At 37.4% G+C, this 12444-nt stretch carries 12 protein-coding genes and 1 riboswitch; of the genes, 9 read left to right on the forward strand and 3 right to left on the reverse strand.

Going from position 1 to position 12444, the window contains the following annotated elements:
* Positions 1-33: 33 nt before the first annotated feature.
* Complete coding sequence (gene nifJ, locus AC6R0T_RS06320; protein WP_303754263.1) at positions 34-3576, forward strand: pyruvate:ferredoxin (flavodoxin) oxidoreductase; 3543 nt, start codon at positions 34-36, stop codon at positions 3574-3576.
* Positions 3577-3635: 59 nt separating this feature from the next.
* Here nifJ and AC6R0T_RS06325 read toward each other — a convergent pair whose 3' ends face one another.
* Both AC6R0T_RS06325 and AC6R0T_RS06330 read right to left on the reverse strand, forming a co-directional pair.
* Positions 3636-3977: a hypothetical protein gene (locus tag AC6R0T_RS06325; RefSeq protein WP_303754262.1), complete on the reverse strand. Its 342-nt coding sequence runs from the start codon at positions 3975-3977 to the stop codon at positions 3636-3638.
* Entirely contained in the window at positions 3967-5247 is a 1281-nt protein-coding gene (locus tag AC6R0T_RS06330; RefSeq protein ID WP_303754261.1) for a chloride channel protein, read from the reverse strand. Before AC6R0T_RS06330 ends, AC6R0T_RS06325 begins: the two co-directional genes overlap by 11 nt.
* A gap of 88 nt (positions 5248-5335) precedes the next feature.
* Positions 5336-5409, reverse strand: a riboswitch (Fluoride riboswitch).
* A gap of 147 nt (positions 5410-5556) precedes the next feature.
* Here AC6R0T_RS06330 and AC6R0T_RS06335 point away from each other — a divergent pair.
* From AC6R0T_RS06335 to AC6R0T_RS06360, 6 genes are all read left to right on the forward strand, one after another.
* Complete coding sequence (locus AC6R0T_RS06335) at positions 5557-6516, forward strand: L-lactate dehydrogenase (protein WP_230708465.1); 960 nt, start codon at positions 5557-5559, stop codon at positions 6514-6516.
* Between the two features lie 112 nt (positions 6517-6628).
* Positions 6629-6766, forward strand: a complete 138-nt coding sequence (locus AC6R0T_RS06340; RefSeq protein ID WP_206904085.1) for a hypothetical protein — start codon at positions 6629-6631, stop codon at positions 6764-6766.
* 338 nt (positions 6767-7104) lie between these two features.
* Positions 7105-7737 carry a 3D domain-containing protein gene (locus tag AC6R0T_RS06345; protein WP_303754260.1) on the forward strand — a complete coding sequence of 211 codons (633 nt, stop codon included), beginning with the start codon at positions 7105-7107 and terminating at the stop codon, positions 7735-7737.
* Between the two features lie 235 nt (positions 7738-7972).
* Positions 7973-8656 (forward strand): DUF1538 domain-containing protein, encoded by a 684-nt coding sequence (locus tag AC6R0T_RS06350; RefSeq protein WP_230708461.1) that lies wholly within the window; start codon positions 7973-7975, stop codon positions 8654-8656.
* On the forward strand, positions 8653-9408 hold the full coding sequence (locus tag AC6R0T_RS06355) for a DUF1538 domain-containing protein (RefSeq protein WP_206904096.1): 756 nt from the start codon (positions 8653-8655) through the stop codon (positions 9406-9408). Before AC6R0T_RS06350 ends, AC6R0T_RS06355 begins: the two co-directional genes overlap by 4 nt.
* Positions 9405-9773: a P-II family nitrogen regulator gene (locus AC6R0T_RS06360; RefSeq protein WP_206904098.1), complete on the forward strand. Its 369-nt coding sequence runs from the start codon at positions 9405-9407 to the stop codon at positions 9771-9773. The genes AC6R0T_RS06355 and AC6R0T_RS06360 overlap by 4 nt, the downstream gene beginning before the upstream one ends.
* Before the next feature lie 89 nt (positions 9774-9862).
* On the opposite strand, the gene AC6R0T_RS06365 is transcribed toward AC6R0T_RS06360, so the two are convergent.
* Complete coding sequence (locus AC6R0T_RS06365; protein ID WP_303754259.1) at positions 9863-11221, reverse strand: MATE family efflux transporter; 1359 nt, start codon at positions 11219-11221, stop codon at positions 9863-9865.
* A 180-nt stretch (positions 11222-11401) separates the two neighbouring features.
* On the opposite strand from AC6R0T_RS06365, the gene AC6R0T_RS06370 reads away from it, so the two are divergent.
* Positions 11402-12070, forward strand: a complete 669-nt coding sequence (locus AC6R0T_RS06370; protein WP_230708457.1) for a 2,3-bisphosphoglycerate-dependent phosphoglycerate mutase — start codon at positions 11402-11404, stop codon at positions 12068-12070.
* Positions 12071-12167: 97 nt separating this feature from the next.
* The gene (locus AC6R0T_RS06375) at positions 12168-12434 is read left to right on the forward strand and encodes an ACT domain-containing protein (protein ID WP_206904108.1); all 267 of its coding nucleotides are present in this window, start codon (positions 12168-12170) and stop codon (positions 12432-12434) included.
* Positions 12435-12444 lie beyond the last annotated feature (10 nt).

A 12444-nucleotide genomic window follows, 5' to 3' on the forward strand; every position in this document is an offset into this window, starting at 1 on the left:
GATTTGTCATAATTTATAAGTGAGGTGACTGGAATGAAAAAAATGAAAACGATGGATGGTAATACCGCAGCTGCTTATATTTCATATGCTTTTACTGAAGTTGCCGCAATTTATCCGATTACACCAAGTTCAACAATGGCTGAGATGGTTGATGAGTGGTCTTCTGTTAATGATCAACGCAATATTTTTGGCGAGACCGTTAATTTAGTTGAATTGCAATCTGAAGCAGGAGCAGCAGGTACTGTTCACGGTTCATTGAAAACAGGGGTATTAACAACAACATATACAGCATCACAAGGCTTACTTTTGATGATTCCCAATATGTTCAAAATTGCAGGAGAACTTTTGCCGACAGTATTTCACGTCGCTGCCAGAGCTGTTTCTACGAATGCTTTATCAATTTTTGGCGATCATAGTGACGTGATGGCTGCCAGACAAACGGGATTTTGTATGCTGGCTGAATCTAGCGTGCAAGAAGTAATGGATTTGTCGGCTGTGGCACATTTAGCTTCAATTGAAGGTAGTTTGCCTTTTATGAACTTTTTTGACGGGTTCCGCACCAGTCATGAGTTACAAAAAATTGAGGTATTGGATTATGACGATTTAAAAGAAATGGTAAATTGGGAAGAATTGGATAAATTCCGACAAAGAGGTATGAATCCTAATCACCCAACTGTTTCTGGGACTGCTCAAAATCCGGATATTCATTTCCAACAACGAGAAACTGTTAACCAGTATTATGATAATATCTTATCAGTTGTACAAAAATACATGGGTAAAATTAACGCTTTGCGGGGGACTGATTATGATTTAACGAATTATTATGGCGATCCCAACGCTACTGAAGTTATTATTTCCATGGGTTCTGCTTCGCCAACAATCCAGCAGACAGTAGATTATTTAAATAAGCAAGGCCGTAAAGTAGGGCATTTAAATATTCATTTATATCGTCCCTTCCCGGCAGAAAATATGTTGCAAAATTTACCTGATACAGTTGAACGGATTGCTGTTTTGGATCGGACCAAAGAACCGGGTTCAGATGGTGAACCTTTATTGCTAGACGTGCAAAGTGTTTTGTATCGTCATGTTAATCGTCCAATTGTAATTGGTGGTCGTTATGGGATTGCTTCAAAAGATGTGACACCAGATCAAATTGTCACGGTTTTTGATCATTTATTATTACCACCAGAGCAGTTAAAATACCGCTTTACAATTGGTATTAAAGATGATGTGACACATTTATCTTTACCACAATCAGAAATTTTGGATTTAACATCGCCTAGTACTTTCCAAGCGAAGTTTTGGGGCTTTGGCTCAGATGGTACAGTTGGAGCCAATAAACAAGCTATTAAAATTATTGGGAATAATACGGAGCAATATGCGCAAGCTTATTTTGCTTATGACTCCAAAAAATCTGGTGGGCTAACAATCTCGCATTTGCGTTTTGGTGATCATGAAATTCGTTCTACGTATAATGTGGAGTCAGCTGATTACATCGCTTGTCATAATAGCGCCTATATTCATCAGTATGAGTTATTAAAAGGTTTAAAAGACGGCGGAACATTCTTACTTAACACGGTTTGGAATGAAGAAAAAGTTAAAAAGAACTTACCAAGTCGCTTGAAGAAGTATTTGGCTGTCCATAATATTAAATTTTATATTATCAATGCAATGGATATTTCCATTAAAAATGGACTTGGTCGTCGCATTAATACGGTATGTTCGGCTGCCTTCTTTGAAGTAACTGATATTATGCAACGTGAAACTTTCTTACCTTTATTAAAACAAGAAGTACAAAATGCCTATGGTAAAAAATCAATGAAACTCGTTGAAAATAACTGGAATGCCATTGACGAAACTTTTGCAGCTTTAACAAAAGTTGAGGTGCCAAAAGAGTGGGCTGATATTGAAGTGCCAAGTAGAAATCCAAAAGATGATATGAATAAACCGGCTTATATTCGCAACATCTTAGAACCGATTAACCGACAAGAAGGAAACAGCCTATCGGTTAAAGACTTGATGGATAACGATATGTTAGGTGGCACGATGGCAATGGGTTCTGCGGCTTACGAAAAGCGGGGTATCGCTTTAGAAGTACCAGAATGGTTACCAGATGCTTGTACGCAATGTAACGAATGTGCCTTCATTTGTCCCCATGCTGCGATTCGTCCTTTCTTAGCGGATGAAGAAGAAGCAAAAGAGGCACCGGCAGGTTTTATCACGCGGAAAATGCGCGGTGCAGATGGTTTAGAATATCGTATTCAAGTATCTGTCGAAGATTGTACGGGGTGTGGTCTTTGTGTTGAAGCTTGTCCAGCTAAAGGAAAAGCATTAGTCATGAAACCTTATGAAGAAATGAAAGATGAAGCAATGAACTGGGCTTTTGCGATGACTTTACGGCAAAAAGCAAATCCTGTGAAAAAAGAGTCTGTTAAAGGTTCCCAATTTGAACAACCGCTATTGGAATTTTCTGGGGCTTGTGCCGGGTGTGGCGAAACGCCATATATCAAATTATTAACGCAATTGTACGGCGATCGTATGATGATTGCCAATACAACTGGTTGTTCTTCTATTTGGGGAGGCTCTTCACCGGCTACACCATATACAACAAATGCAAGTGGTTGTGGTCCTGCTTGGTCTAATTCTTTGTTTGAAGATAATGCAGAGTTTGGTTTGGGGATGTATATCGCCAATGAAACAAAACGCAAGCGTTTGGCAACGGCAGTGGAAAGTATTTTACAGCAAAATTCTGTTTCAAAAGAAACTACAACTTTGCTGACTGATTGGTTGGAGCATATCCACGATGGAAGTGGTACACAACAACGGGCAGCAAAAGTTATTTCAGCGTTAAAAACAGAAACGGATAGCGCTGCTGTAGCACCATTATTAAAATACCAAGATATGTTTGTTAAACCAAGCCAGTGGATTATTGGTGGTGACGGTTGGGCTTATGATATTGGTTATTCTGGAATCGATCACATTTTAGCAACTGGGGCCGATGTTAATATTTTTGTAATGGATAATGAATTATATGCCAATACAGGTGGACAAATGTCCAAAGCAACGCCAACTTCTGCGATTGCAAAATTTGCTGCTGGTGGGAAGAAAACGAAGAAAAAAGATTTGGGTATGATGGCGATTGCTTATCAAGATGTTTATGTCGCTCAAATTTCAATCGAGGCTAACGCCAAACAAGCTTTAAAAGCCATTATGGAAGCCGAAGCTTATCCGGGCCCTTCAATTATCATTGGTTATACCCCTTGTATTAACCACGGAATTAAAGGTGGTATGAGCCAGTCTATTAAAGAAAGTAAGGCTGCTGTTGAAAGTGGTTACTGGCAATTGTATCGTTATGATCCGCGCTTACGGGAAAAAGGTAAAGATCCAATGCGAATTGACTTTAAAAAAGTTGATTTTACCAAGATGAATGAATTTTTAGAAAATCAAGTTCGTTTTTCTGCTTTGCGCAACATTAAATCATCAACTGAAGAGGTGGATGAAATGTTAGAGCAAACGGTTCAAGATATGGAAGAAAGAACCGGAGTATACAGCCAATTAGCAGATTTGAAGAAATAGTAAAAAGCCAGTTTTGCCGTAAGCAAAGCTGGCTTTTTTTATATAAAAGAAGTTTATGTTTAATCAGTAATTTCACGAATGGAGAAGCTAGCTGATTTAAACAAATGATGATTTATTACGAAGACTTTATCGTGCTGTTCGTGAACTTTACCAATTTCATATTTAATAATTTTTTCTTCGCCAGCTTTTAAGATATGCTGGGATTGATAGGGTTTAGTATGTTTGGGATTATCTAACCAATTTCTGGTGTCTAAACTATAGCTGTTATGAATTGCCTGCACCGTACCGTCAAAGACTTTGATGTGAAAGTACCTTGTACCGGTTTTGTTAAAATGCAAAGTATGAAGACGCTTACTGCCGAATAATTTTGTGAGGAAGATTTTTTCCGGATTAGTTTTCATTTGAGGCTCCTTTTTTGGGAATTTCAGATAAGCGATAGCCAACGTGCTTTTTTAAAAGAACAGATTTTGGTCGCACAATAAGTTGAGACGTATAAATCCCTTGATGACCGGATATGAAATAACTAATAAAAGCACTTGCTACATAAAAAGGCAGCATTTTTGCGCCGAATAAGTCAATCCCCAACATAATTGTCGTTAAAGGAGCGTTAGCAGCACAACCGAAGACACAAATCATACCAATGGCAGCAAATAAGCTAGGTGAAAGTTGAAAACTGGTAGCAATTCCAGATCCTAAAGCAGACCCGATATCAAATAATGGTGTCACTTCACCACCTTGAAAACCTGCCCCCAAACTTAAACTAGTAAACAATAATTTAAACAAGGCCTGTTTTACAGATGCAAGTCCTAAAAAGGCATCCTTTATCATCCAAAGGCTCAATCCTTCATATTTTTCTCCTTGCAAAAGGAGCATTAGGATAACTACAATCGCACCTGTAATAAATGCTCGTATTAAAAAATGGGGAAGAGCTTGGCGATAAAACTTTTTAAAGCTGTGAGTTAAGTAGGCAAACAGTCGTCCAGCTAAACCAAAGGCAATGCTTGCAACAATAAATACTAAAATAAAGCGGGGTGTAATGCTTGTTAATTCCTCAATATGATAATGACTATGACTGGTACCCCAAATTAACGCTGTAAAATTGCCGACGTATGCAGCTGTAAAGCAAGCTAGTAAAGCGTTGCGCTCTATTTTTCCAATATACGCCATTTCCATGCCAAAAAATGCTCCAGCTAAAGGAGTACCAAAGATCGAGGCAAAACCGGCACTGATACCCGCGTGAATTAATAGTTTGCGGTTTTTTTTATTTAATTTTAATTGTAAGCCTAATTTGTTTGAAACAACACCGCCAATTTGTACAGCACTGCCTTCACGACCAACAGAGGCACCAAATAAATGGGATAAAATTGTAAAGATAAAAGTAAAAAATCCCATTCTGACTGGTACACGAGCTTCTTTTTGAATACTTTCAATAATCAAATTGTTACCCTTATCTGCGCCTTTGCCATAATTTTGGTATATATAGGCAGTTAGGACCCCCAGTATTGGTAAAAAATATAGGAGATAGGCATGGCTATCTCGGAAACTTCCCACCCAAGCTAAACCGGCTAATAAAAAATGAGAGACGGTCCCGGTAATAAGTGCAACAATGAAAACCGCACCGTAAAAAATGCCACTTTCTTTTACCATTTTTACTACTGTTTTTTCGAACATTTAAATCCCCCTAAAAATAATGTGATGAAATATCTGGGTTGATGTTTTCGCAAAATAAACACAAAAAAAAGCTAATGGTTCTACAAATAAACTTGCAGAAGTCATTAGCTTTAATAGCGGTTTTGGATAATTCCAAGGGAGAACATCATTCCCAAGATATTTAACTGTTGTTAGTTTAGCGAAAAGTAGTATTCAAGTCAAGAAAATTTCAGAAAATATTTTTTGACAGTGAATAACGTCAATGCTTTGTCAGTTTGACGCGCTTTTGATAACATGATGATGTATTCAAAATAAATTTGAGGTGAAGATATGCGAATAAATAAATCTAAAGTTGCAATTATTGGTAGTGGTCTGGTGGGTTCTTCAACTGCCTTTAGTCTCATTACCCAAGGTGTTTGTGATGAAGTGTTAATGGTTGATATAAATGCTGAAAAAGCGTCAGGTGAAGTACGGGATTTGCGAAATTCCATTCGTTTTTTAGGTCGGAATGTGCGGGTAAAAGCTGGCACATACACAGATTGTGCAGATGCAGATATTGTCGTTATTACTGCCGGCGCACCGCCAAAAACAGGACAAACGCGATTGGATACCTTAGATATTAGTGCCAAAATTGCTAAATCGATTGTGGAACCTGTCATGGCAAGTGGTTTTGATGGAATTTTTATTGTTGTTTCTAATCCAGTCGATATGTTAGCACATTTGGTTTATAAATTATCAGGGCTACCCAAAAACCAAGTTATTGGTTCTGGAACTTCTGTTGATTCCGCTCGCTTACAAAACTTTTTAGCAGATTTAGTTGATGTTGATCCGAGAAGTGTATATGCATACGCTCTAGGTGAGCATGGGGATTCTTTAATGGTACCTTGGTCAACAGTAACGGTAGCGGGAAAATCATTTACAGATATCATCGCTGATAATACGGAATTAGTAGGAGATGTAGACTTAGATGAGATAGTTTATAAAACTACACAAGAAGGTTGGGAGATCTATAACCGTAAGGGAACAACTTATTATGGGATTGCATCTGCCTGCGTGGGGATTATTAAAGCTGTTTTATATGACGAAAACTCAATTGTTCCGGTTTCAACTTTATTGGAAGGTGAGTACGATGAAACAGGAATTTTTGCTGGTGTTCCAGCTGTTTTAAATCGCTCGGGTGTTTTTGATATCTTAGAAATTCATATGACTGCAGAAGAAGAAGCAAAATTCCATCACTCTGCAACGGTTATTCGGGAATACACAGAAAAAATTCAAAAGTATGAAAACTAGTCTGAATTTTTCCTGTTGCGCATAAAGTAAAAAAAGTAAATCACATCAATTAAATGGTTAAATCGCCATAAGTTGAACAAAAAATAGTATCCGATTTTTAGGAGGTCGAAATTTGAAAGTAGAAGTTAAAAATAAAGATTTCCATTATCAATTGACTTTTGAAAGAAAAACCATTGAAAATGTCACCTTGATTGTGTGTGGCACGATTTTATTGAAAAAGTTAATCAAAGGTTGGCGTAAGAAACGATAGTAGAAAGGGATATTACATTACAAAATAGAGTAACAAAATAATATTTTTGTAATTTTTAGGTTGAAAGTAAGGTTTTCATTTTACGATTAATGTTTTCTTAATTTTTATCACTTAAATTATGGTTGTTATATGACAATTGTCAGAAAATTTTTGAAGGAAATAATTCAAAAGATAAAAGGAATAGACCGCCTTTTTTTTAATAAAGCTGGTTTTTTGTAATAATTTTTGTGAAACTGAAATATTCTGTTACGGCGTTGTCACCTATAAATCGCTGCTCCTTGTTATGATATACAAGTCGTTTGAGACGAATATTGAAACAATAAAGGAGCAACTTATAGATGAAATTAGTAAAATCACTTTTTGCAACAACAGCAATTCTAGCCGGTGTCGCAGCCTTTGGTGTTAATGCCAATGCCGCCGAAGTTGAACATACCGTTACAAGTTCAGATACATTAACAAGTATCTCTTTGAAATACTATGGTGACACAGATCATGTTCAAGCAATTGCAACAGCAAATAAAATTACAAACGTTGATTTAATCATTGATGGACAAGTATTGAAATTTGATACAGATAAAGATGTTACAACTTCATCAGACACTACTGCTGCACCAGCTGATCAAACAACGAGCCAAGAAGAAAGTTCAGCAGCAACAACGAATACAGCCTACTCTGGTCGTACAATCACGATGGAGTCAACTGCATATAGCTCTGATCCGGCTGATGCTTTAGGTGGAGGCACAGTGACTGCGACTGGTCAAAATCTTTTGGAAAATCCGATGGCAGTTGCCGTTGATCCTAGCGTTATTCCTTTAGGTACCCATTTATATGTTGAAGGTTATGGCGAGGCCTACGCAGTTGATACGGGTTCTGCAATTCAAGGAAATATTATTGACGTTCATTTTCCGACAGCCGCACAATGTGATGTTTGGGGCCGCCGACAAGTGCAAGTAACCATTTTAGATAATTAATTTAAAAATTATAATTAGAGGCGCAAGCCAGTCTTTCATATTGAAAAAGACTGGCTTGTGCTTTTTTGCTTTGTTTTTGCAGACAAGCCTGCTACGTAATAAATATATGAGGAAAAAGTGATAATCATTAAAAAATAGACATGGTTTTGTTTTTTGTTTGTCATTTTATTGTATACTTAAATTATTAGGTACTTTTTTGGCAAAAGTATCGAAAATTTTTTTAAGGAGGGACCATATGCGAAAAAATTTTCAAGAAGTGATTGTTGCTATTTTACCGATGACAGTTTTAATTGTCATTTTGACTTTTATTTTTGCGCCGTTACCTTTTGAAGACCTGGCTACTTTTATTGTTGGGGCAGGAATTATGATGATTGGCATGACGCTGTTTTTATTTGGTGCGGAATATTCGATGTTGCGAGTTGGCGAATTAGTAGGGGAATATATGATCAAACGCCGCAGTTTAGCAATCATGATTAGTCTGGGCTTTTCAATTGGCATCGGGATAACAATTGCCGAGCCTTCTGTCCAGGTTTTGGCACAACAAGTGACAGAAATCTCAGAGGGTACGATTACTAAAGCTGTTCTGATTGGGGTAGTAAGCGTCGGTACGGGAATATTTCTGGCTTTTGCCTTGTTACGAACAGTGTTTCGTCTGTCTTATTATCACATGATGTTAATTGGCTATGTTGCAGTCTTTATCGCCTCATTTTTTACCAGCCCGGAATTTATGCCGATCGCTTTTGATGCCGGCGGCGTTACCACAGGTCCGGTTACAGTACCGTTTATTTTAGCATTGGCCAGTGGGTTGACGAGTATGATTCATCAAGGAAAAGGAGAAAACGATAGTTTTGGTATGGTAGGCGTTTCTTCTTTAGGTCCAATACTTGCGGTAATGGTTTTGGGGGTGATTTTCCAATGATTTTTTTACAACAAGTCTTTACCGGCTTCACTGAAATGATTAAAGATGTCTTAATTGCAATTTTTCCAATTGTCTTTTTATTTGTCTTGTTAAATTTCACTAGCTTTAAGCTGAGTAAAAAGAAATTCAGTCAGATTTTAAAAGGTTTTTTGATTACGACAGTAGGGTTAATTTTATTTTTGCACGGTGTTAACATTGCTTATGTGCCAGTGGGGCAATATTTAGGAAGTGAAATTGCACAACTGGATTACAATTGGATTTTAATTCCCCTGGGATTTTTAATGGGTTTTTTGGTAGGATTTGCTGAACCTGCAATTCACGTGATGGTCAAACAAGTGGAAGAAGAAAGTGGTGGAACGGTACGCGGCAAGGTACTATTAGCTGTCGTGTCGCTTGGAATTGGGGCAGCGGTTAGTTTGTCGATGTGGCGTTTACTGGCAGGATTTAGCCTTTATTACTTTCTTATTCCGGGCTATATTGCAGTCTTTATTTTGGGACGTAAAGTTGACAAAATGTTTTTGGCCATGGCATTTGATAATGGCGGGGTGGCAACTGGACCGATGTGTTCAACCTTTATTTTATCAATGGCCGTTGCAATTGCGGCTGAAATTGAAGGGCGTAGCCCGTTGATTGATGGTTTTGGTGTGGTGGCCTTAATTGCCTTAACACCGATTTTATCCACCTTAGCACTAGGATATATTTATAAAAAAAGAGCAGAACAAAAAGCAGTGAAAATGGAGGCTGAAAAATGAACAAACCAGTAGCTTTGAACCTTGAGATGATTATTACGATTGTAGACCGTGGCATTGGCGATGAGGTCATTAATTATTCAAAATTAGCCGGAGCAAATGGCGGAACTTTGCTTCATGGTAAAGGATCTGGCTCTCATGATAAAGGAAAGTTTTTCGGGATTGAAATTGAACCTGAAAAAGATGTTGTTTTGACTTTGGTGCCAGATACTTTAACAAATGAAGTAATGGATGCTATTGGTAAAGGGATTAAAATTAGCGAGCCCGGTAACGGAATTTGCTTTAGTATTGATATTGATAAGGTAATGGGAATCACAGAAATTAATTCTTATCGTAAAGTAGTCGATATGGATCAATTATTAGATTAGTGTAGTAAAAAAGTAAAATCACCAGCTGGTATTTCTTAGTCTTTAAAAAGAGTAAGAAATACTAGCTGGTGATTTTTTAATTGCAGGGTTTAGTTTGGTAATTGCGCTTTTTGCTCATGATCTAAACGACGTAAATCTTTCATCGCTCTAACATAAGAGTACAATAAAACAACGACTGATCCAGCCCAAGCAAGTGGAGAAGCAGCAGCTGCCCCGGGATATTGGAAGTAGTGAGTTAAAACAATTGCAGCAAAAGAACGCATAATCAATTCCATGATACCTGCGATTGTGGGGATTTTGGTCTGCCCCAAGCCTTGTAGCGTATACCGTAAAATAAAAAGAATAGCCAAAATCCAATAAAGACTAGCGACGATTAAAAAGTAAATACGAGAAAGTTCAAAAACCTTCGTCTCACTACGACTAACAAATAATGCAACAAAGGAATCACCAAATAAAATTACGACAATGCCTGCAACAATACTAAAAATAATACTCATAATTAAGCATTGCTTGACCCCTACTAGAATGCGCCCATATTCTTTTGCCCCGTAATTTTGGGCGGTAAAGGTGGCCATTGTCACGCCAAAGCTCATCATCGGCTGAGTTGCAAATTGATCAATCCGTCCGGCAGCAGCTTGAGCTGCTACTGCATCTGTTCCCAAACTATTTAGCGCCGACTGTAAAATAACTGCCCCAATAGCGATAATGGAAGCTTGAAAGGCCATTGGTAGACCGGCATTTAAATGAACACGGTATTCGTCTTTTAAGTTTTTGAAATCATTTTTGCTAATTTGTAAAAGTGGGATACGGCGTTTAATATAAATAAAGCACATCAAGCTAGCTGACATTTGGGCGATAACTGTTGCATAACCAGCGCCTGATACACCCATATTAAACTTAGTAATGAAAATTAGATCTAATACCACGTTGATGATGACAGCAAAAATCAAGAAGAATAACGGCGTACGACTGTCCCCTAACGCCCGCACCATATTACTCAAAAGATTAAAAGCCATGGCTGCAAACATCCCGCCCAAAATAACGGAGATAAATTCTTCCGCTTGATCAAAAATTTCTGGTGGAGTTTGCATAATATGCAGTAAAGGGCGTAGAAAAACTAAACTCAAAACCGTCAAAATAAGGGTAACGATTAAACTAATCACAAGACTTGCAGCAAAACTTTTTTTGACTCCTTTGTAATCTTTTGCACCAAAACGTTGGGCAGTAATAATGGAAAGCCCTGCGGTTAAACCTTGGGCAAAACCAATGATTAAAAAAGTAATGCTCCCTGTTGAACCTACAGCGGCTAAAGCATCTTTGCCGATTGTTTGACCGACAATGATCATGTCTACCATATTGTAAAACTGTTGGAAGATATTCCCTACAAATAATGGAATCGTAAACATAAAAATCAGTTTGGCCGGTGTTCCTTTTGTCAAATCTTTCATTTATTTACTCCTATTTTTTTGTAAATTTATTTTTAATTCAAACTTGTTACCTAAGCAAAGTAAATGGTAGCATAACGACTATTAAATACAAGCCTTTTCAAAGAGGTTTTGCAAGAATTTTCATTTTTTTCATGACATTTCTTTTTATTACTGGGATAATAGAGCTAAGGAGGCGGCAAGATGAAAGTTGTATTGATACGCCACGGTGAAAGTATTGCAAATTTTGAAAATTATTGGACGGGGTGGCTGGACGTCCCCTTAACAAAAAAAGGTGAAGAGCAGGCAAAAGCAGCTGGAAATAAAATAAAAATGGCTCAGCTGCAATTTGATGCCGTTTTTACTTCTGTTTTACAACGTGCCATTTTAACAAGTCAATTGGTTTTAGAAGCAAGCGATCAATTGTGGGTGCCATTAATAAAAACTTGGCGCTTAAATGAACGACATTATGGTGCTTTAATTGGTAAGAATAAAGATGAAATGACAGCAATTTATGGCGCAGAACAAGTAAAAAAATGGCGGCGGGGATATTTTGAAATGCCACCATTAGAATATGCAGGAAATTTTGATCGCCGTTATCAAAATTTGGCAACCCAAGATCTACCAAAAGGAGAAAGTCTTGACTTAACGGTTAAACGGGTTATTCCATTGTGGCAAGATCAAATTGTACCGCTATTGTTAGAGGGTAAGAATATTTTAATAGCTGGACATGGCAACAGTTTACGGGCATTAGTGAAATATTTAGAAGCTGTTCCAGAAAATGAGATGGATACGATTGCAATTCCCAATGCTGCACCAATTGTTTATGAATTCGACGATAAGCTGCAAATAATCGCGAAAAAGTTGCTATAAACACGAACTTTTCAAGCTGATAATTTAATTATGTTCACTTTTTTGTCGAAAGGACAACCTTTTTTTGCTATACTCGAAAAAAACAGGAGGTATTTTTATGAAAGCTATTTTAACAGTAATCGGACAAGACAAGGTGGGAATCATTGCCGGCGTCAGCCAAAAGTTGGCTGACTTAGATATTAACATTTTAGATGTCTCCCAAACGATTATGGAAGATTATTTTACAATGACCATGATGTTACAGTTAAAACAAACCGCAGAGTTTGAAAGTATCAAAAAGGCACTTAACTTAGTTGGAGATAGTTTAGGTGTCAAAATTAACATTCAAAATGAAGAAATTTTTAATGCAATGCATAAATTATAGTAAGGGGTTA

The organism is Enterococcus sp. S86.2, from assembly GCF_059834485.2.